Consider the following 24460-nt stretch of genomic DNA (forward strand, 5'->3'; position numbering starts at 1 on the left):
GCGGGCTGCGTGTCAGCCCGCCGCCGCGATCAGCTCGCGGGTATAGTCGGTCTGGGCGTGTTCGAACAAATCTTCGGCAGCGCCCATCTCGACCACATCGCCGTTTCGCATGACGATCACGTTGTGGGACATCGCGCGCACGACCTTCAGATCGTGACTGATGAACAGGTAGGCCAGCCCGTATTTCCTTTGCAGGTCACGCAGCAGGTCAACGATCTGCACCTGCACGGTCATGTCCAGCGCACTTGTAGGCTCGTCCAGAACCAGCAGCTTGGGCCGCAACACCATGGCGCGGGCGATGGCGATCCGCTGGCGTTGCCCGCCGGAAAACTCATGCGGATAACGGTCCATCGCAGAGGGGTCCAATCCGACCTCGTTCATCACTTCGGCCACCAGATCGCGCGGGGCGCGATGAGGATCGACCTTATGGATGGCCAGCCCCTCGGCGATGATCTGCATGCAGGTCATCCGCGGGCTGAGGCTGCCGAACGGATCCTGAAATACGATCTGCATATCCTTGCGCAACCGCCGCAACTCGCGCGTTGACCAGCGGCGCACATTCTGGTCGCGGAAAGTGATCCCGCCCTCGGACGCGATCAGACGCATGATGGCCAACGCAAGCGTCGTCTTGCCCGAGCCGCTCTCCCCCACGATCCCAAGCGTTTCCCCGGCACGAACGCTGAGGGTCGCGTCGTTGACGGCCTTCACATAGCCTACGGTCCGTTTCAGGAAACCGCGCTGGATCGGGAACCAGACTTTCAGGTGATCAGTGCGGGCTACCTCTTCGGCATCCGGGGCCACCGGGTCAGGGTGCCCGGACGGCTCGGCCTCCAGAAGCTTGCGAGTATAGGGGTGTTGCGGGTTGTCGAAAATCTCCGTTGTCACTCCGGCTTCGACAATTTCACCGTCCTTCATCACGCAAACCCGGTCGGCGATGCGGCGGACGATGCCAAGGTCATGGGTGATGAACAACATCCCCATGTTCTCGGACTTTTGCAGTTCGGCCAGCAACTCCAGAATCTGCGCCTGGATGGTGACGTCCAGCGCCGTTGTCGGCTCATCCGCGATCAAAATGTCCGGCTTGTTCGCCAACGCCATCGCGATCATCACGCGTTGACGCTGCCCGCCGGACAACTGGTGCGGATAGCTGTCCAGTCGTTCCTCGGGGTCTCGGATGCCGACCTTGGTCAGCAGTTCTACAATCCGTTCCCGCGCCTCATCGCCGGTAACGCCCTGATGCAGAGCCAGCGATTCCGCCATCTGTTTCTGGATCGTGTGCAATGGATTGAGCGAGGTCATCGGCTCCTGAAAGATGAAACTAATGTCGTTGCCGCGCACGTCCATCAACCTGTCTTCGGACGCGCCGATCATCTCTTGCCCTTCATAAGTGACCGAGCCTTCGACAATTGCGCTATCACCCAGCAGCGACACAGTGCTCAACGCCGTCACGGATTTGCCCGAGCCGGATTCGCCCACCAAAGCCACCGTTTCACCCCGGTCGACGGTAAAGGACACGCCTTTGACTGCCGCACTCACCTGCCCGTCCTGCCGGAACGAGACCTTGAGGTTGTTCACATCCAAAAGGCTCATGAGAAGGTCTTTCTGGGATCAAACGCATCGCGGACGCCTTCAAAAATGAAGACCAACAGCGACAGCATGATGGCAAAGGTGAAGAAGGCAGTGAAGGCCAGCCACGGTGCCTGAAGGTTCTGTTTCGCCTGCAAAGTCAACTCTCCAAGCGACGGGGCTGAAGACGGCAAACCGAAGCCAAGGAAGTCCAGCGAAGCCAGCCCACCGATGGTTCCGGTCACGATGAACGGCATGAAGGTCAGCGTGGCGACCATCGCATTAGGCAGCATGTGGCGAAACATGATCGTCATGTTACCCACGCCCAGCGCCCGCGCGGCACGGACATACTCCAAATTTCGTGCCCGCAGGAATTCAGCGCGCACGACGCCCACCAATCCGGTCCAACTGAACAGGATCATCAGAATCACCAAGAGCCAGAAACTTCGCCCAAGAATCGCGAACATGATGATAATGACATAAAGCGAGGGTGTCGCAGACCAGATCTCGATAATACGTTGGAAGATCAGATCCAGCCAACCGCCAAAGAACCCCTGAATGGCCCCGGCAAAAATGCCGATCAGACTGGCGACACCGGTGACCAATAAAGTGAACAGGATCGACAGGCGGAAGCCATAGATGACACGAGCTAGCACATCTCGCTTGGTGTCGTCAGTGCCGAGCAGATTCTGACCATTAGGCGGCAGCGGTGCAGCGCCTGGGCGGTCCACGCTGGTGTTGAAGGAATACGGGATTGGAGGCCAGATGGCCCAGCCTCGCTCAAACCCATCCGCTTCGAACGTGCCCGCCTTGATTTCGTCGATAATACCTTCGGGGTCGTCGAAGCACTGATCCAATCCGCCGCTATCGATCAGGCACATGACCTCGGGGTCGCGATAGATCGCCTCGGTCTGGAAATCACCGCCGAACTCAGTCTCGGCGTAAAAGTTGAAGACAGGCGTGTAGATTTCACCCCGGTACTTTACCAGGATCGGTTTGTCGTTGGCGATGAACTCGGCAAACAGCGATAGGCCGAACAACACCGAGAAGATGATCAGCGACCAGAACGCCCTGCCATTGCGCCGGAAGTTGCGCCAACGGCGCTGATTGAGAGGGGAGAGTGCCATTTACCCCTCCCGCTTTTCGAAATCGATACGCGGGTCAACGAGCACATACATCAGATCGCTGATTATGCCGACGACCAGCCCCATCAGGCCAAATATGAAAAGCGTACCAAAAATCACCGGATAGTCGCGCGCCACTGCGGCCTCAAAGCCCAGACGCCCAAGACCATCGAGCGAGAAAATAGTCTCGATGATGATCGATCCACCGAAGAACACACCAATGAATACAGCAGGGAAACCTGCAATCACGATCAGCATCGCGTTGCGGAAGACATGACCATACAGCACCTTGCTTTCACTCAAACCCTTGGCGCGAGCGGTCATCACGTACTGCTTCTTGATCTCATCCAGAAACGAGTTCTTGGTCAGCAGCGTCAGCGTCGCAAAGGCCGAGATGGTCAGCGCGATTATCGGCAAAGCGATGTGCCAGAAATAGTCAGTAATCTTTCCAAACAGGCTGAGGCTGTCCCAGTTGTCCGAAGTCAAACCCCGTAGCGGGAAAATCTGCCAGTAAGAGCCACCGGCGAACAACACCAGCAGCAGAATGGCAAACAGGAAACCGGGGATAGCATAGGCCACGATGATCGCACCGCTGGTCCAAGTATCAAAGCTCGACCCGTCCTTGATCGCCTTGCGGATACCTAGCGGGATCGAGACCAGATAGGCGATCAGCGTCGACCACAGACCCAGCGAAATAGACACCGGCATCTTTTCCAGAACCAGATCAATCACACTGATCGAGCGGAAATAGCTCTCGCCAAAATCCAGCGTCAGGTAGTTGCCCATCATGCCCAGAAAGCGTTCCAGTGGCGGTTTGTCGAAGCCAAACTCTTTTTCCAGTTCAGCGATGAATTCGGGCGGAAGGCCACGCGCACCGACGTATTTGTCATCAAAGGCACCACCTGCGGGCTCGGCCCCGGCTCCGGCGTCGCCACCACCGGCGAACCCAGCAAAGACGTCGCCCTGCCCTTCGATCTGCGCGATGATCTGTTCAATGGGACCACCGGGCACGAACTGCACCAGCGTGAAGTTGACGATCATGATGCCCAGAAGAGTCGGAATGACCAGCAACAGGCGTCTTAGGATATAGGCGCCCATGTTATCGCAGTGCGCCTTTGGCTTTCAGGTCAGCCTCTTTCTCGGGGTTGATCCACCACAGATCGAGATACCCAAGCGAGAATGGAGGCAGGTTTTCAGGGTATTCGTACATGTCGTAATAAGCCGTCCAGTAATCCGCCACATACCCATCGGGAATGACGAAGAACTCATAACGCAAGACACGATCCAACGCCATCAGCGCAGCATCCTGTTCTGCCTGATTTGTCGTGTCGAATGACGCTTCGATCACAGCGTCAACAAGCGGGCTGGCAAGACCGGCAGGGTTGAACAAGCTAAACGCGGCTTCTTCCGAACCGTACATCTGACTGAGACCACCACCGGTCGACAGGAACGAGCCATAGCGGTTCGAATATACCATATCATAATCACGCTCACGCCGCCGCAGGGTGAATTGAGAAGGATCTACTTTCTCGGCCGAAGCATCCACACCGATCGACTGCAGGTTCTGCACATAGGTCTCGATCATGGTGGCGGTCGAGGTTGGAATGCTCGACGCATACGGAATATTGACCTTCAGCGTCTGCCCATCGGCATTGCGGCGCAGATTGCCGTCGCCGACGGGCCAACCAGCCTCGTCCAGCAGTTTCGAGGCTTGCCGCAAATTGCGACGGTCGTTCAACCGAGCTGGATTGGATTCGTGGACGACAAGCGCAGGCTCGCTGAACACCTCGGCCGGAACCACGTCACCCAGCGTTTCCAGAAACGCCAGTTCGGCACCCTCCGGCACGCCTGTCGCTTCAAGATGTGTCCCCTGCACAAATGAACTGCGCGGTGCGTTCAGACCGAACATCAGCGATTCATTTGCCCATTCGAAATTGAACGCCAGCGCCAGCGCTTTACGCACATTCTTGTCGGCAAATTGAGGCTTGCCCAGATTGAAAACGAAACCCGACGGCGTTGGTGGGCTACCATCCACGATCTCGTCCTGCACGACAAACCCTTCGCTGAGTTTCGGGAAATCGTAACTAGAGGCCCAGAGCTTGGGGTCACTTTCGATACGCATCGTGTATTCGCCCGCCTTGAACCCTTCGAAGGCGGCGGTTTGATCCGCGAAATACTCGATCCGGATAGTGTCGTAATTGTTGCGGCCTATGTTGATCGGCAGATCCTTGCCCCAATAATCGTCGCGACGCTTGTAGACGATACGACGGTTGATGTCATAGCTGTCCAGTTTGTAAGGACCTGAACCAACGGCGACCTCCAGCCGCGGTTCGTCCAGACGACGGCTTTCATCGGCCTCGAACCAGGCTTTTGAAAATACCGGGGTCGACCCGACGGTTTCGATCAACCCGCGCCGGGTGACATCCGGACTAAAAGTAAATTTTACAGTGTGGTCGTCCAGAGCTTCAGCCCCTGTAACCATGCGCCCGACGGCTTGCGCATAAGACGGCAAACCCTGCTCAATGAACAAACGATGACTATAGACGACGTCTTCGGCAGTCACCGGGGTGCCATCCCAGAACATAGCTTCGGGGCGCAGATTGAAGATCACATAATTGCGCCCTTCGTCATATTCCATACTTTCCGCAACAACCCCATAATACTGCCCGACACTGTCCGCGGTACTTTCGATCAGCGGGTCATATTGAAGCGTGGTCAAAGCGCCTGCCCGCCCCTTGCGCGAATAAGGGTTCAGGGAATCAAACGTACCTGAGCCCGATAAAGACAGCTCTCCGCCCTTTGGTGCGTCTGGGTTGACGTAGTTCAAGTACGGATAGTCGGCCGGATAATCCAGATTTCCGAAATAGGAATACCCGTGGCTGCGCGTGACGCCCTCTTCATTGGCACGGGCAGGATCGCTGCTGCCCAGAACCAGTGTCGCCGAAATCCCCAAAGCCGCAGCCCAAGCGTGAATTCCGGTAAAGCGCATCTGGGGCAGAAGGGGTTTCATCAGGCTCGTCCTCTGAATTTCTGTCATCTTCATTGTCGTGCCCGCCAGCTAAAGGTCCAGCACTGTCAGTTGCAAGTTTAGAATGCGTGAACGCTTTGTGAAGTTCTTCTCAGACAAAAAATAAAGCCGCTGCGCAAGGCAGCGGCTTTAAATCCTGCAAATCTGATCAACAGATCAGTTGCCGATGGTCTGCAGATACGCAATCAGATCGGCGCGTTCTTGTGGTTTTTTCAGGCCAGCAAAGCTCATCGAAGTGCCCGAGATATAGGCGCTTGGGCGTTCCAGGAACGCGTCCAGGGCTTCGGGTGTCCAGTTGCCGCCATGGGCCTGCATCGAGGCCGAATAACCGGTGAAGCCTTTTGCTGAGGCAACCGGGCGATCTACGACACCGTAAAGGTAAGGACCTGTACCATTGGCGCCGTCTTCCAGTTTGTGGCAAGCGGTGCACTTGCGGAATACGCGCGCGCCTTTTTCCGGATCGGCTGCAGCCAACATATCTTCAAAGACTACTTCTTCGCCGTCCGCGCTTTCGCCCGAGCTTTCGGTTTCGATAATGTAAGCAGCTTCGGCAAGATGGCTGTCAGAGCTATAGAGGACATCCGCCCCCCATTTTGCCAGAAGCAACACCAGGAAGGTGCCAAACAAGCCGGCTGCGGCTTTGGTAACTGTCATCGTGTCGAACATTTTGATCGCGTGTCCATTTCAGCTGTCTGCGGGGTGTCTAAGGCTTCCCCTGAGAAGACGCAAGGTATAGACACCGCGACTAAACGCCCAATTCAAGAACTTGTTGCACGGAAACGACCAAATGACCAATCGCATAGCATTTCAGGGAGAACCCGGCGCATACAGTCACGAAGCCTGCCGGAACGCGCGACCGGATATGGACGCCCTGCCCTGCCGCACTTTCGAAGATGTGATCGAATCAGTGCGCTCAGGTGAGGCTGATCTGGCCATGCTACCGGTGGAAAATACCACCTATGGTCGTGTAGCCGATATTCACCGCCTGCTTCCGCATAGCGGGCTGCACATCATCGACGAAGCATTTGTGCGCGTGCACATCAACCTGTTGGGCGTACCGGGCGCGACTCTGGAGGATATCAATGAGGCGCATTCCCACCTCGTCTTGCTACCACAATGCGCAGGTTTCCTGAAGCAACACGGAATTCGTGGCAGGGTCAGCCCGGATAATGCTCGTGCCGCACGCGAGGTCGCCGAGATCGGCGACAAACACTCCGCAGCGTTAGCCAGTGAGCTGGCAGGTGAGATTTACGGCCTCAACGTTTTGGCCCGTCACATTGAAGATCAGGGCGACAACACGACCCGTTTTCTGGTGATGTCTCGTGAGGCCGACGAATCGCGCCGTGGTGATCACGGCATGATCACAAGTTTTGTCTTTCAGGTGCGTAACATCCCGGCGGCGCTGTACAAAGCGATGGGCGGATTTGCCACCAACGGAATCAACATGACCAAGCTGGAAAGCTATATGGTCGACGGGTCCTTCACCGCGACCCAGTTCTATGCCGATATCGTGGGTCATCCAGGCGATCGAAATGTGCAACTGGCGATGGATGAGCTTGAGCATTTTACCACCAACGTAGAAGTCCTCGGCGTTTATCCGGCTGCGCAACCTCGTGGTTAGTGCAGGCAATCGGCTCGCCCCTTCAAAGGAACGGCCTGGATAGGCGGGGCAGCTACGCTTGCACCTTAGAACAGTGATTAGAGTCCTTCGGTGCGACATCCTGAAAGTGCGGCGGACTACGGGTTGGTCACTCCGGTCCCCATGCGATAGACCTTGCAAATCGCGCCATCCATCTGCCGGTACTCTCTGAATCCCATCGCCTCATAATAGCCAAGGCCGTCGAAATTATTGGCCCCGATCGTAGCATCGATAGCGGGCAATCCCTGCTGCCGAGCGGCTTGAAGAGAACGTTTGAACAACGCCCGACCGATACCACATCGCGCAGCGGACGGTTTGATATGCGTCCCAATGATGCCCCACCCGACCGCAACGCCATACGGGTTGTTTCGGGTGGCAAGCTTCAACGACTGGAAACCCAGTATCTGTCCGTCCGGCGCAACGGCAAGGCTACACTGAATCCGCTCAGGGTCGCAGATGTAATGCGTCAGTGCAAAGGCGCTTTCGGCGGGCTTGGTCCGCTTTCCGGCCGCTACAAGCGCTGTTAGCACACCGGACAAGCCATCCGCATCGGCTTCGACAGCGTCGCGTATGATCGGTCTCGTTAAACTGCTCATCTACTTCTCGGTTGTCAGACACCATGGAGGTGTCGTTCCTCCATATCGCGCGCGAATTCGCTGAGACGGGTCTGGAACTGCCGCCTGAATCGGGATTGCCCTAACTTCAGGGATTGAAGCAATAGGCGGGCGGGCAGCGTTTTCGCACCCAGCGATGTTTCAACGCGCAGCCGTGTCCGACGTTGGGAAAGCGCCAAAAGCTCGATCACCGTGTCGCCGTTCATTCCCTTGCTGCTGGACTGGAACCGCATCAAGGACGGGCGGTCGCATTCAGTCATCTCGATAATGATATGACGTGGCTTGCCACGTATCTTGAATTCGGTCTCCCAGGTTATTCCGGCCTGCGGCACAACCGACCCCGTGACCCGACGCACATCAACTCCGCGCCGCAAGGCTTTGCGTTCGAAGCGCTCAAAATCAGAGACCATGGTGAAGACCGTCTCGATTGGGACATCGATATCTTCCTGCGCTGAAAACTGCATGTTTGCTTTTCTCTGCCCTAGATTGGGTTCAGTTTCTCGTCAGTCCAACGTGTCTGCAAGCCAGTGTTGCAACAAAAAGTGCGCAATCGCACCTTTTCGGGCAGGCAACAGCTTAGGGTGATCCCCAGCGAAGGCCTGCATCATCTCTGTCCGTGTGACCCAGATCGCATCCTCGATCTCGACCGGATCGATCTGGATATCGCGCGATAACGCCTCGCCTGCGCATCCAAACATCAGGGATGCGGGAAATGGCCAGGGTTGGCTTGCGAGATAGCTCACCGCGCCCACGGGCACGCCGGCCTCTTCCATCACTTCGCGCCGCACAGCGGCTTCCAGCGTTTCACCGGGCTCAACAAAACCAGCCAAAAGCGAATACATGCCTTCAGGCCAGCCCGGAGAGCGCCCCATCAGCACCGAATTGCCATGGGTAATCAACATGATGACCACAGGATCGGTGCGCGGGAAATGCTGGCCGCCGCAGGCCGGGCAACTGCGCTGCCATCCACCCTGAGACATCTCGCTGCGGGCACCACATCGGGCACAGAATTGATGCGTTTCGTGCCAGCCGATCACCGCCTTGGCGGTTGCCGCAATCTCTGCGTCTCGTGGGTTGAGGCGCGTCATGATGCGGCGCAGTTCGGCAAAAACATACCCCTCGGGCAGGTCAGGGTGCTGCTGTTCGCAGCGGTCGACAAAATCTCCGACACCGGATAAATCCAGCCCTTCAGCCGCCCAACCCGAGATATCCATGGCAAAAAGCGGCGATCCATCCTCGGATTTTCCGAGGAAAATCGGTTGCTCGATCACACCGCCCGGGCCCTGATCGAGAATCTTGTGCTTCATCGGAAGCCGGACGAGCCGGTCCAGTGCCTCACCCTCAACCAACAGTTTGCCGCGCCACAGCAACACACATGTTGCCAAAGGGTCACGATAAACCTGTGCCAGTTTGTCCGCGTCGCCACGCAGCAAACCCGCCCGATCCAGTGCCGAGCCGCCAAATGTCACCTGTTCTGCGCGTTTCATGCCTGCCGTTCCTGACTGCCGCGCAAAGGGCTGCCACGTCTTACCTGATCGTGCAACGGGTATCTACCAAACATTTTTCGACCCTGCCGCGGAATGACCGCAGCATCGCCTCGGAAATTGCATTAAATCGACCTCATGGTGGAAACGTTGGCACACTGACAGATAGAAGTTGAAGATATTGAAATCAAAGCATTTAATGCGACAACGAAGAGATGCAGATGATGGCGCATGGATTCGAATCCTTGCTACATCCGATCTACACATGCACCTGACGTCATATGATTACTATTCGGATCGCCCCGAACCTGCGATTGGTTTGACCCGTACCGCCAGCCTGATTCACGAGGCGCGCGGACAGGCTGAACGCGATGACGCCCTTGTGCTGTTGTTTGACAATGGTGATAGCCTGCAGGGAACGCCATTTGGCAACTGGGCAGCTGAAAACGTGCCAGACGCCCATCCCCTGCCACGCGCGTTCAACACGTTGAACTATGACGCGATCGGATTGGGCAATCACGATTTCGGATTTGGGCTGGAACTCGTCAATCGCATCGCTCGCCAAACCGCCTGCCCAATGATTTGCAGCAATATGCAAACCACTCAGACCGAACAAGGTTGGGATGCACACACGATTCTGCATCGGGTTGTCAGACTCAATGGACAGGACACCGCAATCCGGATCGGGGTTCTTTCTGTTTTGCCCTCTCAAACCGCACAGTGGGAAGCACATCTGCTAACGGACCGGGTCGTGGTAACAGACATTCTGGCCGCTGCGCGGCGCGCTGCTGAAGATCTCAGCGTGCAAGGTTGCGACCTGATTGTCGCCCTTGCGCATACCGGACTGGGATCGGCAATGGCCGAGCCGGATATGGAAAACGCGATCATCCCGCTGGCCGAGATGCCGCTGATTGATGCCGTCGTCGCAGGCCACACCCATCTGACACTGCCCGGAAAGGCGCATGATGGTTATTCATTCGTCGACAGTACGCGGGGGCTTGTCCATGGAACGCCGGTTGTCATGCAGGGTTGGGCCGGGTCTCATCTTGGGATCATTGATCTGACACTGCAAAAAGATACCACCGGCAATTGGCGCATTACAGGCAGCCATGTCGAAGCGCGGGCAATCGCTCAATCGGGCACAGAAATACCCGAATGCCAAAGGATCACAGAGCTGTTTGCGACCGGCCACGCTGCGACGCGCAAAAGGGTGACCAGGCCAGTGGGCACAATCCCACACACGCTGCACAGCTACTTCTCATATTGCTTACCGGATCGCGGTCTGGCCTTGGTTGCGGCGGCTCAGGCCGCTGCCCTACGCCCGCATTTGGTCGATACCGACTGGGCAGATTTGCCTATCATATCGTCAGCCGCCCCGGCAAAGTTCGGCGGGCGCGCAGGAAGCAAGTACTACACGGATATCCCCTCAGGCGAGATTTCAGTTCGACATATCGCCGATCTCAGTGTCTTTCCTAATGAATTGCGCGCGGTGCTGGCCTCAGGTTCTCAGATTCGGGACTGGCTTGAGATGTCAGCCGGGCTGTTCCATCAACTTGGCTCAGACGCCCCGATCGATCTTGCCGATCCTCAGCGCACGGGCTTCAACTTCGATGTCCTGCATGGCGTCACCTACCAGATCGATCTTTCGCAACCGGCGCGGTTCGATACGCTCGGTCGAGTGATTGATCCGGCATTTTCCCGCATACGCAACCTGGAATTCGATGGGCAGCCGATTGCGCCTGACCAGAGTTTCCTTGTCGCCACCAATAACTACCGCGCCAATGGCGGTGGTCATTTTCCAATTGCGCGACAAGCCCGTATGATTGACCTGCCTCAGATCAGCATACAGGATATTCTATGCAAATACGTCGCGGGCACATTGCCCGCCGACCCACTTGCGCATGCACCGCGCCCCTTTTCTTTTGTACCAAACCAAAGGCAGGGCGCGATCCTGACAACGGGGCCGCGCGCGCTACACCATGTTACAGAGCTTGCTGAGTATCATCCACGCATTCTGCCCGACGATGCGGATGGTTTCATGCGTATTCATCTGACCTTCTGACGGGTTGCCATTTTCAGGGGATGCACCTATATCGGCTTTGAGAGGTTGGCGCGGGCGAGCGCCTCGCCAACCTGGTCAGGTCCGGAAGGAAGCAGCCACAACGAGCCCCGCTTGGGTCGATGTCCAACCTCTCACTTAGAACCCATCAGCCGCAGGAGGGCGTTTATGATTGTAGCAAATTCCCTTCGGGCAGACCGGTTCTGATCCTTTCCGATCAACTGACTGCCTGAACACATCACCAGCGGATGCGCGATTGCCATCCGGCGGGATTGCTGTTTCTGATCACAGGCAGACCAATGTTACTTTCCTTATCGGACCTCGGATGGTCCTCTCATTTCGCGGCTCAGCATGCGGCTGATCCGTCACTTCTACCGTATCGCATCTCGGCCGTACACCGGGATCGACTGATCGGGCTGAGCCCTGAAGGTGAATCGCCTTTGTTATCTCTGGATCAATCAACCGGCGCATATGCCGTTGGGGATTGGGTTCTGGCGGATGAAAACAAACGCATACGCCGAGTGCTGGACCGGCGCAGCCTGCTGCAGCGCCGGGCCGCAGGTACAGGGGCAGCGGCGCAGCTGATTGCTGCAAATGTTGATGTGCTGTTCATCGTTAGTTCCTGCAACGCCGATTTCAATATGCCACGATTGGAGCGGTATCTTGCGCTGGCACATCAGGCAGGCTGCTATCCGGTGGTCGTTCTGACCAAATCGGACATGTGCGATGATCCGAGCCTTTATGTAGATCAAGCCCAATCGCTCGCCCCGTTTCTGACGGTACTTGCGGTCAACGCGCTGGATCACGGCGATCTCGAACAAGTTCTGTCGTGGTGTCCGAAAGGACAAACCAGCGCCTTGCTTGGATCATCCGGCGTTGGGAAAACGACGCTCGCCAACGGGATGACGGGGCAGGATCAGGCCACCGCAGGTATTCGCGAAGACGATGCGCGCGGCAGGCACACAACAACCTCACGCGCCTTGCATCGCATGCACAATGGCGGCTGGCTGATCGATACGCCCGGCCTGCGCGCGTTACGTCTGCTAGATGCGCAAGAGGGGTTGGATGAGGTGTTCTCGGACATCTCAGACCTCAGCCTGAATTGCCGCTTCTCGGATTGTCAGCACGAGACCGAGCCCGGATGTGCGGTGCAGGCGGCAATCGACGCTGGTACGCTTGATCCCGCGCGGCTGGACCGCTGGCGCAAGCTGCGGCGCGAAGACCAACACAATTCCGCTTCGGTGGCGCAGGCCCGCGCCCGCGACAAGGCGTTCGGCAAGATGGTGCGCAGCGTGATGCACGAGAAAAAATCCCGTAAAGGGCTATAACGAAGCCGGGCACCGACCTACCGGTGCCCAGCGCTATCAGGCGATCAGTCTAGGCCAGACTGCCGCATTCCGTCTTGCGAATGCACCGATATGGCCGATCTTGGACACTCCTAATTCGCTTGGTGCAAGCAGATGGCGCCCGGCTTTGGGTCCATAGAGATCGGCAAGACGCCAGACAGCATCCGGCGGCACCATTTCATCATCTGCGAAGGTAAACAGATCGACACGTTTGCCCAAGTCTTTCCAGCGGGCGGCGGGCAGTGTCGTGCCGATCTCTGGCACATAGCTTTTGGGGGCGGTGCACCATTTGCGCCATTGCCAATAGACTTGGGCAGGCAGGTCCGATCCAAACCCGACCAACCGCCCGGGCAGGTAGCCAAGCGCCTTGACCACCAGCGGCGCGTGACCATACCAGAACAACGCCGCCAAAGCGCGATAAGGCCAAGGGTGATCCGCCAGCGTTACCAGACCCGAACAGACACAGATCATCCTGTCGATCTGATCGATATCGGGTTGGATCGGGCCAAACATTCCGCCCAAGGAATGACCGATGCTCCATAGCTTGGCCTGCGGAAATCGTCGGCGCATCTCGGCCCGGGCGGCTGGAATGTCGATCAACGCCCAATCGGCCATGGTGACATTTGACCGCTTTTGCGAACCCACCAAAGAGTGACCAAAATCCCGGTAATCGTAAGTCAGGCAGGCCATGCCCTGTTCTTCGGCGAGCCACCGGGCGAAGTGCTGATAGTAATCCCTTGGCACCCCAGTCGCACCGTTTATGACGACCACCTTTTCGGGGTCGGCTACCGGACGGTAAAGACGCGCCGACAGCATTGCCGGGCCGGACGGGATTTGAAAATCCTCGGTCACAACCGCCAGCTGCGTGTCCAACATGGTGCCCTCCAATACCGACTGAACTGATCAGTTCACCCGAAGCGCCTCAAGTCAAGGTTGACGTGGCTGGACCGTACGTCACTTGCCTGACGCAATCTTCTTGACTCGGGCACGGCGCAGCCGCTAGCCATGTCGCGATGGTTCTCGCGCCCAATCGGGCCGGGATGAAAAGGGAACACGGTGCGGTTCTGCCCGGATAAATCCGGAAAGAACCTAGTCCGAGACTGCCCCCGCAACTGTAAGCGGAGAGCAATGCCGAGATACCACTGGCCTTGAAGGCTGGGAAGGTCGGCAAAGCGATGACCCGCAAGTCAGGAGACCTGCCATCAGATGTAGAACCGAAACTCGGGCGGGGTGTCCGGGACGGGTTTGATCGTGCTCCGCAACGACCAACCTGTGCCACGCCCTCGCCTTGCGCGCGGAGGGCGCATTGATGATCTGGAAGACCAAAACACACGAATTCGCGGCGACCGTGTGCCAACGTACTGGCGCACCCTGCCCCGCATTGGCACAGATGGCGCGGGCTCTGACGCAGGCCATGTCCGCCACAAAACCGGTCACGAAAACTGAGTTTGAGATTGAAGGCACCATAGATCTGTCGCACTGCCCGGAAGGATGCACCGCCCGCTTTCGCGCCCAATGCGACCAGATACGTGTATTCTGCGGAACCGATCCTGAAATCGATACCGGCCGGCTGGATGACTACGCAGACATGATGTTCGGAACCGAGTACCGCAGCCTACCCGCAGACCTGCTAAGGAATCCTCCTTGCGCCATGCTTGAGGCTTCGCTTCTGGTGCAGCACAACGGTGGCGAAATCTCGCCACATGTTGGTGTCTGAGCCGTCAAACGGCTTGAACACGGGCCGGTTCAACGGCCCAAAGCATCTGGGCATTTGTCTCGACTGCGCAAGGACGCACCGTACGCAATCGCTTCAATGCCGCCTCAGGCCGTTCACCGCATTCAACCATCAGACGCAGAACCACCATCCCGGATCGGCCACAGCCACCACGGCAATGCACTAGCACACGGCCACCACCTGACAACGCCTGACGGGCAGTCGCGCCAACGCGGGGCCAGCGGTCCAAAATCTCTTTGGGTGGCGTGCCAAAATCTTCGATCGGCAAATGCACCCATCTGCTGGCACGCCCCTGAATATCAGCGCCAAAATTCCGCGCACCATCCTGAATCATCTCGACCTCAGTGGTCATCGAGATCACAAGTCCCGGCTTCCAGTCTGCGATAAGATCAAGGTCTTCTGTATACGTTCCTCCACGCCCAGGCATCGAGGACAAGGCCAAGGTGCCTCCGCCAACCTGCAACGCATAAACCACCAGTTGCGACATAATCTCCCCCCAAACAAACTTCACCCAACAACATACTGGTCCAGTAAATAGAATAGAGTGGATTTTAGCCGCATACCCACGCATTCCAAAATGAAAATCGTCCCGGCTGGCTGTGGACGCGGGCGGCGAGGGCCTCTACGCTGCGGCGTAACGCGAATCCGACAGAGCAGACATGACCGAGACGCCCAGCCCCGCCTACCAGGTTCTTGCCCGTAAATACCGCCCCGAAACCTTTGCCGATCTGGTCGGTCAGGACGCCATGGTGCGCACTCTGAAAAACGCCTTCGAGGCGGACCGGATCGCGCAGGCCTTCATCATGACCGGTATCCGCGGTACCGGCAAGACGACGACCGCTCGGATCATAGCCAAGGGTATGAACTGCATCGGTCCCGATGGCAGCGGCGGCCCTACCACCGAACCCTGCGGTCAATGTGAACACTGCGTAGCCATCATGGAGGGCCGCCATGTCGATGTGATGGAGATGGACGCCGCCAGCCGCACCGGTGTCAATGACATCCGCGAGATCATCGACAGCGTACGCTATCGCGCTGCGTCCGCGCGCTACAAGATCTATATCATCGACGAGGTTCACATGCTGTCGACCAGCGCTTTCAACGCGCTGCTCAAGACGCTGGAAGAACCCCCCGAACACGTGAAGTTCATCTTTGCCACCACCGAGATTCGCAAGGTCCCGGTGACCGTCCTGTCCCGTTGCCAGCGCTTTGATCTGCGCCGGATCGAGCCGGAGGATATGATCGGTCTGCTGCGCAAGATTGCAGATGCCGAAGGGGCGCAGATTGCCGAGGATGCGTTATCGTTGATCACCCGGGCCGCCGAGGGATCAGCGCGGGATGCGACCTCACTGCTGGATCAGGCGATCTCGCACGGGGCCGGTGAAACCAGCGCGGATCAGGTGCGCGCCATGCTCGGGCTGGCTGATCGGGGCCGGGTGCTGGATCTGATGGATATGATCCTGCGCGGCGATGCTGCAGGCGCGTTGACCGAGCTGAGCGGGCAATATGCCGAAGGGGCTGATCCACTCGCCGTCTTACGCGATCTGGCTGAAATCACGCATTGGGTATCGGTGGTCAAGATCACCCCGGATGCCGCCGAAGATCCCACCGTTTCCCCCGACGAACGCGCCCGAGGTCAACAAATGGCCGAGGCTCTGCCCATGCGAGTCCTTACACGCATGTGGCAAATGCTGCTGAAAGCGCTCGAGGAAGTTTCCGCCGCACCCAACGCAATGATGGCTGCGGAAATGGCCGTGATCCGCCTGACCCATGTGGCCGACTTGCCTAGCCCGGAGGAGCTGATCAAGCGTCTGCAAGATACGCCTCCGCCGCCCAATGGTGGCCCCGGCAAGGGAATCGGTGCGCCGGGACATGCTCCTGCCGCGCCACAGGCTGTGGCCCGACCGGCCTATGCCGCATCGGGAATCGGCGGCAACGCAGGCGGGCCAACAGCCGCGCTAGCCCAAGATGTGCAGGCAGCTCTGGCACGCTATCCAACATTTGAACATGTGGTCGAACTGATCCGAGCCAACCGGGACGTGAAGTTGTTGGTCGAGGTTGAAAACGGCGTGCGTCTGGTATCCTACCAACCAGGCAGGATCGAGTTCGCCCCAACCGACAACGCCCCGACCGACCTGTCACAACGATTGGGCGCGTCGCTGCAGCGTTGGACGGGCAACCGGTGGGCCGTTTCTATTGTCGCTGAGGGCAACGCACCGACCATTGCCGAGGTACGGGACGCTGCAGACTTGGCACTGAAGGCCGAGGCTGAACAGCATCCTCTGGTGCAAGCAGTGCTGACTCATTTCCCGAAAGCGCGGATCAAGAGCATCGAAACCGCAGAACAACGCGCCGCTCAAGTCGAAACCGAAGCCCTGCCCGAGGTCGAAGACGAATGGGACCCGTTCGAAGAAGACTAAGCTTCGAGCATAAGCGCACCTCAACCAAATGCTCCCGCACCCGCCACGGGCCATCGGCTGGCGCCGACCTGAGCGGCTATGGGCCCTGCAGCGCGCCTTACGCACTGCCGGGCCTAACGGGAGGAAAGGTCTTGCCAAAGACCTTGACGACGGGCGGGAGTATCCTGACCTCTTGTGCCGCGCGGTTACGCTTCGTATCTAGGCCACAAATCGAGTGACAGGAGATTACCGATGCTAAAAGGTTTAGGCGGCCTGGGTGACATGGCCAAGATGATGAAATCCGCGCAGGATCTGCAGACCAAGATGACTGACATGCAGGAAGAGCTGAACACCATCATGGTTGTCGGCGAATCCGGTGCCGGGCTGGTCAAGGCCACCGCGACCGCCAAGGGCGAGTTGAAAGGTCTGGATATCGACCCGTCGATCTTTAACGGTGACGATAAGGAAGTAGTCGAAGACCTCATCCTCGCCGCGATCAAGGACGCCCAAACCAAGGCGCAGGAACGTTCGCAGGCAGAAATGGCCAAGCTGACCGAAAGCATGGGCCTGCCCGCAGACATCAAGCTGCCGTTCTGATACACCCTCCTGACGGATCTATGGCCGGGGCGTGTTTCCCTGGCCCAATTGCGAGGGTCTCACGGTGAGTTCGAATAGCGACATCGACAATCTGATTGACCTTATGGCCAAGCTGCCCGGCCTCGGCCCTCGCTCGGCCCGCCGCGCAGTCCTGCACCTGATCCGCAAACGCGCCCTGCTGCTGACGCCGCTTTCAGACGCGATGCAGCAGGTGGCCGTCACCGCCCGTGAATGTCTGAACTGCGGCAATGTGGGCACCACCGATATCTGCGACATCTGCAATGATGAGGCCCGCGCAACCGGAGAACTGTGCGTAGTCGAAGACGTCGCCGACCTTTGGGCGATGGAGCGCGCCGGGGTCTTCAAGGGCCGCTATCACGTTTTGGGCGGCACGTTGTCGGCTTTGGACGGGGTCGGCCCGGATGAATTGCGTATCCCCCGGTTGAAGGACCGGGTTGTGGCCGAGAGTATCACCGAGATCATCCTCGCCCTGAACGCCACCGTCGATGGCCAGACCACTGCCCACTACATCGCTGATCAGTTGGAGGGGCAGGTTCGTCTGACATCCCTGGCACAAGGTGTACCGATTGGGGGAGAGTTGGACTATCTGGATGACGGGACGATTACGGCGGCTTTGCGGGCGAGGAAGGAAATCTGACAAAGTGTTTTCGGCATGCAGTGTCAATCTAGACTAGAAATTAGCTTGTGAGTAATTCAGGAAACCGCATTGACCAAGTACCCCGATCTGTTTGTCCTAAGACATGGCGAAACCGAGTGGAATACCTTGGGCAAGTTTCAAGGCCGCAAGAACTCTCCATTAACGGAAACCGGTATCTATCAGGCGCGGCAGCAGCGGGAGATACTTCGCCGTATCCCCAACCACCCTAAACGCGTGTTCGTCAGCCCGCAGGAGCGGGCGCAACACACCGCAAGGCTGGCGATTGCACCCCAGTTTGATTTCGCAAACGATGACCGGCTAACGGAAATTGCATTTGGCCAATGGGAAGGCGCGACGCGGGAGTTCATTCGGACTCAAATCGATTGCCCATACGAATCCTATCATTGGTATTTTCGCAGCCCGGATGGCGAAAGCTTTGACGAGATCTATGAGAGGGTACAATCGTTCTTAGACGAGCAAGACGAATCCGCAATCGTGGTGACGCACGGGGTTACGTCACTGATATTGCGCGGGATTTGGCTGGGCCTTGGCATCAACGATCTGTTAATACTTCCCAGGACCCAAGGATGTGTTTTCCGCCTATCAAACGGCACCGAGACTATCTTGACCAAGACGGGTAGTTTGCAATGATCTTGGCGGATAAGTGTTTTTGGTGTCCTTTAGATTCAAATCTCAAATTAGCTTGAAAAATGAACTAAGTTAAATTCCACTGAGCGAAAGACTTGGAGCACATAATGACCCGCCTTCTCGCACTCACCTTAGCCGCCTTCGCCGCCACTGCCGCCCTGTCGCAGGAACTTATCGACAAAGGTTTTGTCGAAGGCTGGAACATCATGATGGACCCCAATCTTGGCAATGGGTGCCTGATACAAACCGTGTATCAGGACCTCTCGGTGGTGCGGCTAGGTTATGACGCGCTGGATAATCGCGGGTATTTCACCGTCTACAACAAGGCTTGGGGCGACATTAAACCGGGGGAACAATATCCGATCCGGTTCGAGCTGGACGGCAAGAGTTTTGATGCCACCGCCATCGGGTTCAAGCAGGATCGCGTGCCCGGCGCGACGGTGTTCTTTACGGACCGGAGTTTCGTCACCTCGATTGCGCAGAACAAGACCATGACCGTCTACAATCCAGAAGGTCAGACCGTCATGGCGATTGATCTGAAAGGCACCGCCAAAGCGCTGGATTATGCGCGCGACTGCCAGAACAAAAAGCTCTAACGAATCGGATCAAACACCGCGTCTTTAGCGGTGCAATCACGGATCACGTCGCGGCCACAGGGCACCGGGTCAAGATCGCGGGACAAGCACAGGCGGACTTCTTCGATATAGCCTTGCTTACAGGTGATGGTGATCATGTCAGGCTCGAGCGTGGGATTGGCTTTGAGAAAGGCCTCTTCCACCACCGAAGCGGGCAGTTTGACCGTCGCGTCCAGCTTGCGGAACACCTCGGGGCGCGCAACGCCTGCATAAGCCTGCCGCGACAGGGCGAAATAGTCGGGTGCACTGAGGCCCGAACAGGTGCCGTGCTTTTTCCATTGATGCCAGGCCAACCCGGATGAGCCTTGAATATCCTCCATTTCCCGCGTCATGCGGCGTGTGGGTGGCGCTTCGGACGTGCGACAATACGAAGGCCAGCCCTGATGGAATTGCGGCCAGAGCCCATGCAATATCCACCCATGATCGTGTCGCGTGTCGCACTGATCCGAGCCGCGCGCATCGCCTTCGCGGGCGCACCAATTGGGCGACCAGCTGAGCGACAGGACGTAGTAGTCAAAATCGCCCGCATTTTCGCCCTCGGCCATCGCAGCCATGGCACTCAGCACCCACAAAATCGCCCAGCGCATTCGCCTCTTCCCTTCTTTAGCTGTCGCGACTATATAGGCCCCAAGTTCCCCGACAACGGAAACCTGCCCCATAGCTTCGGGGCCGCCGAATTCCGGCGACGGGACAGATGTATTTATAGGAGACGGGCTGATGGCAAAACCGCTTATGGCCAAGGCAACCGCCGTATGGCTGGTGGACAACACCACGATCAGCTTCAAGCAGATCGCGGATTTCGTAGGCATGCACGAGCTGGAAGTGCAGGGTATTGCGGATGGTGATGTGGCTGCAGGTGTCAAAGGGTTTGACCCGATTGCCAACAACCAGCTGACTCAGGAAGAAATTGACACCGCGCAAAACAACCCGCTGCACAAGCTGAAGCTGAAATTCAATCCGGCGGCATCAGGCGAAGAGAAACGCCGTGGTCCGCGCTACACCCCGCTGTCCAAGCGTCAGGACCGTCCGAACTCGATCCTGTGGCTGGTCAAGTTCCACCCGGAACTCAGCGACGGCCAGATTGCCAAGCTGGTCGGCACCACCAAGCCGACCATCCAGTCGATCCGCGAGCGGACGCACTGGAACATCTCGAACATGCAGCCGATCGATCCGGTTGCCCTGGGACTGTGCAAACAATCCGAACTGGATGCCATCGTGCAAAAGGCCGCGGCCAAGAAAGCAGCCGAAGGCGGCGTGATGAGCGATGATGAGCGTCGCAAACTGGTGTCGACCGAACAGTCTCTTGAGATGGACTCAGCGCCCAAGATCCCAACCGCGATCGAAGGTCTCGAGACATTCTCGTTGTCCGAGGACACCAACGAGAAGGAAGACGAAGAGCCCATCGTCGATGCGGATAGCTTCTTCAACCTGCCCAAGGGTGGTGGTGATGAAGAAGACGAAGACGATCTGCGCCCCTGAGATGCGCATGGTCCCGGCCTCGAATAGCCGGGACCCGATTTTTTGGGTGATTTGATGCTAAAGGTTCTATCCTTATTCTTCGACGCGCATCGTGCCGTTTCAATCTATGTGTTCCTGAAATCCTGGTGGTTGGCCATCACAGGTGCCGTAGTGATGATCGCGATAGTCGCTGGCTTGCTGTTGCTGAATGACGACGGCAAGCACGAGCACGAGGCGTTTCTCACCGTCGCGGTTTTGTCGGCGACACCGATCAATGGCGATCTCAAGAACGGGGTCATTGCTTCGGTGCGCTTGCCGGATGGCTCAGCAGCATCAATCACCTCGACCGAAGGGCCGATTGCTCAGACAGTTGGAACCCAAGCCTGTATCGAGAAACGGGTTTTCGTTGAAAGTGGAGAGCCAAGGTATCGGTTCAAACTGCCACGATATTGCGAAGCGAGCTAGAAAAGCAAAACCGCCCGATGGCTCAACCGGGCGGTTTTTTGTTCAGATCATCTGAAACAGGATGCCTGCTACGATAGCGCCGCTGATGCCCAATCCCAGATAGGTGGCAAAGACGCGCGGTTTCACCAGTGACCACACGGCCGCCATCGCAGGTATCGAACTGACGGCACCGGCCACCATGAATGACATCGCAGCACCCGCACTCATACCCTGCTCCATCAGACCCGCAAGAAGCGGTGGTGCGACGTAAGAGTTCAGATAGGCAGGCATTCCGACCAAGGCAGCGATGACAATTGGCACAACACCCTCACCACCAACAACGCGGGCGATCAGGTCTGCCGGAACATAGCTGACCAGCAATGCTTCGAGCACGTAGGCAAATGCCAGCCATTTGAGCAGGAACAGGCCATTGTGAACGAACTCAACCCGAAAGCGCGTCCGACGGTCAGGGTCTTGCCAGAACTTCCAGACGGGTTTGTCATCTTGCTTTGGTCCGCAACCGCAGCAACCAGCGGGTTTGTATTCACGCAACGGCTGCGCAAAGGCACCTCCCCGCATCAGGGTGCGCACGGCAAACCCGCCAAACAAACCCAACGCGACAGCGGCAACCGCTTTACCAATTGCAAACGGCCAACCCAGCGCACCCGCAGTAATCAGCAACGTCGGGGGGTCGATCAACGGTGAACTGAGCCAGAATGCCATCACGGCCGACAATGGCGCACCCAGAGCCAGCAATCCCGCGATGAACGGGATCACTTCGCAGGAACAAAATGGGGCCAGCCCGCCAAACAACGCAGCCAGAAAGATCATCCGTGTCTCGCGACCCTCAAATGCACGGGCGACCATGACTTCGGCCCCGGTTGCCTTCAGGTATGATAGCAGCAGAACAGCAAACAGGATGTACTGGCCCGTATGCACAAGCGCTTTGGCTGCAAAACTCACAACCTCGGTCCAGTTGCCCGGATCAAGAATGGCCACCAGTGCCAGTATGACCACGATCAGAGCCCAGGGCGTTTTGATCAGGTCGATCAGGTTTCTGGATAGTGGCTTGGGGTTTTGGGTTAGTTCAGCCATCGTTTGCGGCCTTTCCGATTTCGTCTGCGCAGCATTCACTAAGGATGAACTGCGCCAGGTTTCTCAATTCGTCAAAGCACGCGCGGTTGATCGTGCTACGCCCGATCTTCTCTTGCTCAACTACTCCGCCAGCAGCCAGAAACCGCAGATGATGCGCCAGAGTCGAGGGCGCGATTCCTGTCCTCGTTTGAATTTCTCCAACGGTCAGGCCTGCTTCCCCAGCACGAACCAAGGTCTTAAGAACCTTCAATCGGGCCTCCGAGCCCATGGCAGAGAAACCTGCGGCAGCTTCTTCCCACATCCTTTATCTCCATTAAACTAGATTTATGGTTATTTAGTTTAATTCGTATCCTGCGTCAACCACACGTGTGCGTAAAACTCTCCACATGGTTCGCAGGGCCATAAGTCCAGATTGCCACCGCCTTAGGTCCAACGTATAACGATGCAATGGGTATTTCGGTCGACACATTCTTTTTGGAACGCAATGGGCAAGGCACCTTACAGGCGCAGCTGCAACAGCTGATTGCCGAAGGCATTCTGTCAGGACGCTTCCACGTCGGGGAAAAGCTGCCCTCGTCCCGTAAACTTGCTGCCCATTTGGGTGTCAGCCGGATTACGGTCACGCTTGCCTATACTGAACTGCTGGCCAATGATTACCTGACCGCCAAAGGCCGGTCGGGATACTATGTTTCAGAAAATGCGCCAGTGCCGCCGACCTACACGCCAGTGCGGCGCGACACCGAAGTGGTTGACTGGGATCAGGCGTTTGCTCGCCGTTTCTCGGGCGGTGATGTGCTGACAAAACCCAGCAACTGGCGTGACTACCGCTATCCCTTCATTTATGGCCAAGTCGACAGAAAGCTGTTCGATCATGCAAACTGGCGTCTCTGCGCGGTTCGGGCGTTGGGACATAAGGACTTTGATTCTCTGACCGGGGACTATGTCGATCAGGACGACCCGCTGCTGCTTGAATTCATCGCCCGGCATACTCTTCCCCGCCGTGGAATTGTAGCCCGGCCCGAAGAAATCTTGATCACCCTGGGCGCTCAGAACGCCCTTTGGCTGGCGTCTCGCATATTGCTGAACCGGAACCGTAGGGCAGCGATCGAGGACCCCTGCTATTACGCCCTGCGCGATCTTCTGATTCACTCGGAATGCAAGCTGTCTTATCTGAAGGTCGACCGGGACGGGTTGCCGCCGGAAACAATCCCTGACGATACCGACGTCATATTCACCACCCCCAGCCACCAGAGCCCGACAACCGCGACCATGCCGGTGGACCGCCGACATGCACTGCTGCGTCGTGCCCGCGAATTGGATGCCATTATCGTCGAGGATGACTATGAATTTGAAATGTCATTTCTCGGGGCCCCGTCACCGGCGCTCAGGTCAATGGATCGCGATGGGCGGGTGATCTACGTGGGCAGCTTTTCCAAGTCGCTGTTTCCGGGGCTTCGATTGGGCTACATGGTCGGGTCCGAACCCTTTATCCGTGAAGCGCGCGCCCTGCGATCTCTGGTCTTGCGTCACCCTCCTGGCCACATGCAGCGAACTGCAGCCTACTTCCTATCGCTCGGCCACTATGATGCTCAGATCCGGCGCATGTCTAAAACGCTGCAACGCCGTCGCGAAGCGATTGAGGAGGCAATTGGACAATATGGTCTGACTGTTGCTGGGCGCGGGATGTTGGGCGGATCATCGATCTGGATGCAAGCGCCGCTGCATGTAGACACCAGCAAACTGGCCCGAGACCTGCAGCGCCAAAGCGTCCATATCGAACCGGGTGAGGCATTTTTTTCAAGCCAGAACAGGCCAAAGAACTTTTATCGGCTGGGCTACTCTTCAATCTCGTCGGATCGTATCGAACCGGGAATCCAACAGATTGCTGAAGCGATCCGGCGTTCTTAAGCACTCTGGACTTAAACCGCTAC

25 protein-coding genes, 1 other RNA gene and 1 riboswitch are annotated in these 24460 nt (G+C 57.4%); of the genes, 13 read left to right on the plus strand and 13 right to left on the minus strand.

Annotated elements, in window-relative coordinates:
* Window positions 1–12: 12 nt before the first annotated feature.
* From ACR0NE_RS00175 to ACR0NE_RS00195, 5 genes are all read right to left on the minus strand, one after another.
* Window positions 13–1590 carry an ABC transporter ATP-binding protein gene (locus ACR0NE_RS00175; protein ID WP_170398649.1) on the minus strand — a complete coding sequence of 526 codons (1578 nt, stop codon included), beginning with the start codon at window positions 1588–1590 and terminating at the stop codon, window positions 13–15.
* Window positions 1587–2693 carry an ABC transporter permease gene (locus ACR0NE_RS00180; protein ID WP_170398652.1) on the minus strand — a complete coding sequence of 369 codons (1107 nt, stop codon included), beginning with the start codon at window positions 2691–2693 and terminating at the stop codon, window positions 1587–1589. Before ACR0NE_RS00180 ends, ACR0NE_RS00175 begins: the two co-directional genes overlap by 4 nt.
* Window positions 2694–3788: a microcin C ABC transporter permease YejB gene (locus ACR0NE_RS00185; RefSeq protein ID WP_170398655.1), complete on the minus strand. Its 1095-nt coding sequence runs from the start codon at window positions 3786–3788 to the stop codon at window positions 2694–2696.
* 1 nt (window position 3789) lies between these two features.
* Window positions 3790–5700 (minus strand): extracellular solute-binding protein, encoded by a 1911-nt coding sequence (locus tag ACR0NE_RS00190; protein ID WP_170514718.1) that lies wholly within the window; start codon window positions 5698–5700, stop codon window positions 3790–3792.
* Between the two features lie 174 nt (window positions 5701–5874).
* On the minus strand, window positions 5875–6384 hold the full coding sequence (locus tag ACR0NE_RS00195) for a c-type cytochrome (protein WP_170398660.1): 510 nt from the start codon (window positions 6382–6384) through the stop codon (window positions 5875–5877).
* A 121-nt stretch (window positions 6385–6505) separates the two neighbouring features.
* Between ACR0NE_RS00195 and ACR0NE_RS00200 the strand changes: the two genes are divergently transcribed.
* Entirely contained in the window at window positions 6506–7339 is an 834-nt protein-coding gene (locus ACR0NE_RS00200) for a prephenate dehydratase (RefSeq protein ID WP_170596840.1), read from the plus strand.
* Between the two features lie 116 nt (window positions 7340–7455).
* On the opposite strand, the gene ACR0NE_RS00205 is transcribed toward ACR0NE_RS00200, so the two are convergent.
* The 3 genes from ACR0NE_RS00205 to nudC are packed head-to-tail and all read right to left on the minus strand — an operon-like array spanning window position 7456 to window position 9458.
* Window positions 7456–7953 (minus strand): GNAT family N-acetyltransferase, encoded by a 498-nt coding sequence (locus tag ACR0NE_RS00205; RefSeq protein WP_170596839.1) that lies wholly within the window; start codon window positions 7951–7953, stop codon window positions 7456–7458.
* A gap of 14 nt (window positions 7954–7967) precedes the next feature.
* A complete protein-coding gene (locus ACR0NE_RS00210; RefSeq protein ID WP_170508814.1) occupies window positions 7968–8435 on the minus strand; it encodes an SRPBCC family protein in 468 nt (155 codons plus the stop codon).
* 39 nt (window positions 8436–8474) lie between these two features.
* Window positions 8475–9458 carry an NAD(+) diphosphatase gene (gene nudC, locus ACR0NE_RS00215; protein ID WP_170596838.1) on the minus strand — a complete coding sequence of 328 codons (984 nt, stop codon included), beginning with the start codon at window positions 9456–9458 and terminating at the stop codon, window positions 8475–8477.
* Between the two features lie 196 nt (window positions 9459–9654).
* Here nudC and ACR0NE_RS00220 point away from each other — a divergent pair, with 196 nt between their 5' ends.
* The 3 genes from ACR0NE_RS00220 to rsgA all read left to right on the plus strand — a co-directional run bounded on the left by ACR0NE_RS00220 (window position 9655) and on the right by rsgA (window position 12842).
* Window positions 9655–11517 carry a bifunctional 2',3'-cyclic-nucleotide 2'-phosphodiesterase/3'-nucleotidase gene (locus ACR0NE_RS00220; RefSeq protein WP_170596837.1) on the plus strand — a complete coding sequence of 621 codons (1863 nt, stop codon included), beginning with the start codon at window positions 9655–9657 and terminating at the stop codon, window positions 11515–11517.
* A 38-nt stretch (window positions 11518–11555) separates the two neighbouring features.
* Window positions 11556–11654, plus strand: an RNA gene (gene ffs / locus ACR0NE_RS00225) — signal recognition particle sRNA small type.
* A 159-nt stretch (window positions 11655–11813) separates the two neighbouring features.
* Window positions 11814–12842 (plus strand): ribosome small subunit-dependent GTPase A, encoded by a 1029-nt coding sequence (gene rsgA / locus ACR0NE_RS00230; RefSeq protein WP_170596836.1) that lies wholly within the window; start codon window positions 11814–11816, stop codon window positions 12840–12842.
* Window positions 12843–12878: 36 nt separating this feature from the next.
* Here rsgA and ACR0NE_RS00235 read toward each other — a convergent pair whose 3' ends face one another.
* Window positions 12879–13736, minus strand: a complete 858-nt coding sequence (locus ACR0NE_RS00235; protein ID WP_170596835.1) for an alpha/beta fold hydrolase — start codon at window positions 13734–13736, stop codon at window positions 12879–12881.
* Between the two features lie 122 nt (window positions 13737–13858).
* A riboswitch (cobalamin riboswitch) is annotated at window positions 13859–14078 on the plus strand.
* 91 nt (window positions 14079–14169) lie between these two features.
* Here ACR0NE_RS00235 and ACR0NE_RS00240 point away from each other — a divergent pair.
* The gene (locus ACR0NE_RS00240; protein ID WP_170596834.1) at window positions 14170–14577 is read left to right on the plus strand and encodes a hypothetical protein; all 408 of its coding nucleotides are present in this window, start codon (window positions 14170–14172) and stop codon (window positions 14575–14577) included.
* A gap of 4 nt (window positions 14578–14581) precedes the next feature.
* Here the strand turns inward: ACR0NE_RS00240 and ACR0NE_RS00245 are convergent, their stop codons facing one another.
* Window positions 14582–15082, minus strand: a complete 501-nt coding sequence (locus ACR0NE_RS00245) for a phosphatase domain-containing protein (protein WP_170398687.1) — start codon at window positions 15080–15082, stop codon at window positions 14582–14584.
* 172 nt (window positions 15083–15254) lie between these two features.
* Here ACR0NE_RS00245 and ACR0NE_RS00250 point away from each other — a divergent pair, with 172 nt between their 5' ends.
* The 5 genes from ACR0NE_RS00250 to ACR0NE_RS00270 all read left to right on the plus strand — a co-directional run bounded on the left by ACR0NE_RS00250 (window position 15255) and on the right by ACR0NE_RS00270 (window position 19493).
* On the plus strand, window positions 15255–17015 hold the full coding sequence (locus ACR0NE_RS00250) for a DNA polymerase III subunit gamma/tau (RefSeq protein WP_170596833.1): 1761 nt from the start codon (window positions 15255–15257) through the stop codon (window positions 17013–17015).
* 231 nt (window positions 17016–17246) lie between these two features.
* Window positions 17247–17591, plus strand: coding sequence for a YbaB/EbfC family nucleoid-associated protein (locus ACR0NE_RS00255; protein ID WP_170398693.1), 345 nt, complete (start codon window positions 17247–17249; stop codon window positions 17589–17591).
* Window positions 17592–17655: 64 nt separating this feature from the next.
* On the plus strand, window positions 17656–18249 hold the full coding sequence (gene recR / locus ACR0NE_RS00260) for a recombination mediator RecR (RefSeq protein WP_170398696.1): 594 nt from the start codon (window positions 17656–17658) through the stop codon (window positions 18247–18249).
* A 69-nt stretch (window positions 18250–18318) separates the two neighbouring features.
* Window positions 18319–18900 carry a histidine phosphatase family protein gene (locus ACR0NE_RS00265; protein ID WP_170596832.1) on the plus strand — a complete coding sequence of 194 codons (582 nt, stop codon included), beginning with the start codon at window positions 18319–18321 and terminating at the stop codon, window positions 18898–18900.
* Between the two features lie 104 nt (window positions 18901–19004).
* Window positions 19005–19493, plus strand: coding sequence for a hypothetical protein (locus ACR0NE_RS00270; protein ID WP_170406567.1), 489 nt, complete (start codon window positions 19005–19007; stop codon window positions 19491–19493).
* Here the strand turns inward: ACR0NE_RS00270 and ACR0NE_RS00275 are convergent.
* Window positions 19490–20119 carry a ribonuclease T2 gene (locus tag ACR0NE_RS00275; protein WP_170596831.1) on the minus strand — a complete coding sequence of 210 codons (630 nt, stop codon included), beginning with the start codon at window positions 20117–20119 and terminating at the stop codon, window positions 19490–19492. The two genes, ACR0NE_RS00270 and ACR0NE_RS00275, sit on opposite strands and share 4 nt — an antisense overlap.
* Before the next feature lie 130 nt (window positions 20120–20249).
* Between ACR0NE_RS00275 and ACR0NE_RS00280 the strand changes: the two genes are divergently transcribed.
* Together ACR0NE_RS00280 and ACR0NE_RS00285 are read left to right on the plus strand one after the other, a co-directional pair.
* Window positions 20250–21011: a DUF1013 domain-containing protein gene (locus ACR0NE_RS00280; RefSeq protein ID WP_170398707.1), complete on the plus strand. Its 762-nt coding sequence runs from the start codon at window positions 20250–20252 to the stop codon at window positions 21009–21011.
* A gap of 54 nt (window positions 21012–21065) precedes the next feature.
* On the plus strand, window positions 21066–21455 hold the full coding sequence (locus ACR0NE_RS00285; protein WP_170398710.1) for a hypothetical protein: 390 nt from the start codon (window positions 21066–21068) through the stop codon (window positions 21453–21455).
* Window positions 21456–21497: 42 nt separating this feature from the next.
* Here the strand turns inward: ACR0NE_RS00285 and ACR0NE_RS00290 are convergent, their stop codons facing one another.
* Together ACR0NE_RS00290 and ACR0NE_RS00295 are read right to left on the minus strand one after the other, a co-directional pair.
* A complete protein-coding gene (locus ACR0NE_RS00290; RefSeq protein ID WP_170596830.1) occupies window positions 21498–22529 on the minus strand; it encodes a permease in 1032 nt (343 codons plus the stop codon).
* Window positions 22522–22830, minus strand: a complete 309-nt coding sequence (locus ACR0NE_RS00295) for an ArsR/SmtB family transcription factor (protein WP_170398716.1) — start codon at window positions 22828–22830, stop codon at window positions 22522–22524. The genes ACR0NE_RS00290 and ACR0NE_RS00295 overlap by 8 nt, the downstream gene beginning before the upstream one ends.
* Before the next feature lie 146 nt (window positions 22831–22976).
* Here ACR0NE_RS00295 and pdxR point away from each other — a divergent pair, with 146 nt between their 5' ends.
* Window positions 22977–24437, plus strand: a complete 1461-nt coding sequence (gene pdxR / locus ACR0NE_RS00300) for a MocR-like pyridoxine biosynthesis transcription factor PdxR (protein ID WP_170596829.1) — start codon at window positions 22977–22979, stop codon at window positions 24435–24437.
* Window positions 24438–24460: the final 23 nt, after the last annotated feature.

This window comes from Ruegeria sp. C9 (assembly GCF_056537585.1).

Excerpts from the sequence above, each read along its gene's own strand:
- ACR0NE_RS00290 (WP_170596830.1), bottom strand. The coding sequence starts at position 22,529 with ATGGCTGAACTAACCCAAAACCCCAAGCCACTATCCAGAAACCTGATC.
- ACR0NE_RS00220 (WP_170596837.1), top strand. The coding sequence starts at position 9,655 with ATGCGACAACGAAGAGATGCAGATGATGGCGCATGGATTCGAATCCTT.
- ACR0NE_RS00235 (WP_170596835.1), bottom strand. The coding sequence starts at position 13,736 with ATGTTGGACACGCAGCTGGCGGTTGTGACCGAGGATTTTCAAATCCCG.
- rsgA (WP_170596836.1), top strand. The coding sequence starts at position 11,814 with ATGTTACTTTCCTTATCGGACCTCGGATGGTCCTCTCATTTCGCGGCT.
- ACR0NE_RS00280 (WP_170398707.1), top strand. The coding sequence starts at position 20,250 with ATGGCAAAACCGCTTATGGCCAAGGCAACCGCCGTATGGCTGGTGGAC.
- ACR0NE_RS00180 (WP_170398652.1), bottom strand. The coding sequence starts at position 2,693 with ATGGCACTCTCCCCTCTCAATCAGCGCCGTTGGCGCAACTTCCGGCGC.
- ACR0NE_RS00185 (WP_170398655.1), bottom strand. The coding sequence starts at position 3,788 with ATGGGCGCCTATATCCTAAGACGCCTGTTGCTGGTCATTCCGACTCTT.
- ACR0NE_RS00190 (WP_170514718.1), bottom strand. The coding sequence starts at position 5,700 with ATGAAACCCCTTCTGCCCCAGATGCGCTTTACCGGAATTCACGCTTGG.
- ACR0NE_RS00295 (WP_170398716.1), bottom strand. The coding sequence starts at position 22,830 with ATGTGGGAAGAAGCTGCCGCAGGTTTCTCTGCCATGGGCTCGGAGGCC.
- ACR0NE_RS00250 (WP_170596833.1), top strand. The coding sequence starts at position 15,255 with ATGACCGAGACGCCCAGCCCCGCCTACCAGGTTCTTGCCCGTAAATAC.
- ACR0NE_RS00240 (WP_170596834.1), top strand. The coding sequence starts at position 14,170 with ATGATCTGGAAGACCAAAACACACGAATTCGCGGCGACCGTGTGCCAA.
- ACR0NE_RS00255 (WP_170398693.1), top strand. The coding sequence starts at position 17,247 with ATGCTAAAAGGTTTAGGCGGCCTGGGTGACATGGCCAAGATGATGAAA.
- ACR0NE_RS00205 (WP_170596839.1), bottom strand. The coding sequence starts at position 7,953 with ATGAGCAGTTTAACGAGACCGATCATACGCGACGCTGTCGAAGCCGAT.
- ACR0NE_RS00175 (WP_170398649.1), bottom strand. The coding sequence starts at position 1,590 with ATGAGCCTTTTGGATGTGAACAACCTCAAGGTCTCGTTCCGGCAGGAC.
- ACR0NE_RS00275 (WP_170596831.1), bottom strand. The coding sequence starts at position 20,119 with ATGCGCTGGGCGATTTTGTGGGTGCTGAGTGCCATGGCTGCGATGGCC.
- ACR0NE_RS00245 (WP_170398687.1), bottom strand. The coding sequence starts at position 15,082 with ATGTCGCAACTGGTGGTTTATGCGTTGCAGGTTGGCGGAGGCACCTTG.
- ACR0NE_RS00285 (WP_170398710.1), top strand. The coding sequence starts at position 21,066 with ATGCTAAAGGTTCTATCCTTATTCTTCGACGCGCATCGTGCCGTTTCA.
- ACR0NE_RS00270 (WP_170406567.1), top strand. The coding sequence starts at position 19,005 with ATGACCCGCCTTCTCGCACTCACCTTAGCCGCCTTCGCCGCCACTGCC.
- ACR0NE_RS00210 (WP_170508814.1), bottom strand. The coding sequence starts at position 8,435 with ATGCAGTTTTCAGCGCAGGAAGATATCGATGTCCCAATCGAGACGGTC.
- ACR0NE_RS00200 (WP_170596840.1), top strand. The coding sequence starts at position 6,506 with ATGACCAATCGCATAGCATTTCAGGGAGAACCCGGCGCATACAGTCAC.
- ACR0NE_RS00195 (WP_170398660.1), bottom strand. The coding sequence starts at position 6,384 with ATGTTCGACACGATGACAGTTACCAAAGCCGCAGCCGGCTTGTTTGGC.
- pdxR (WP_170596829.1), top strand. The coding sequence starts at position 22,977 with ATGGGTATTTCGGTCGACACATTCTTTTTGGAACGCAATGGGCAAGGC.
- nudC (WP_170596838.1), bottom strand. The coding sequence starts at position 9,458 with ATGAAACGCGCAGAACAGGTGACATTTGGCGGCTCGGCACTGGATCGG.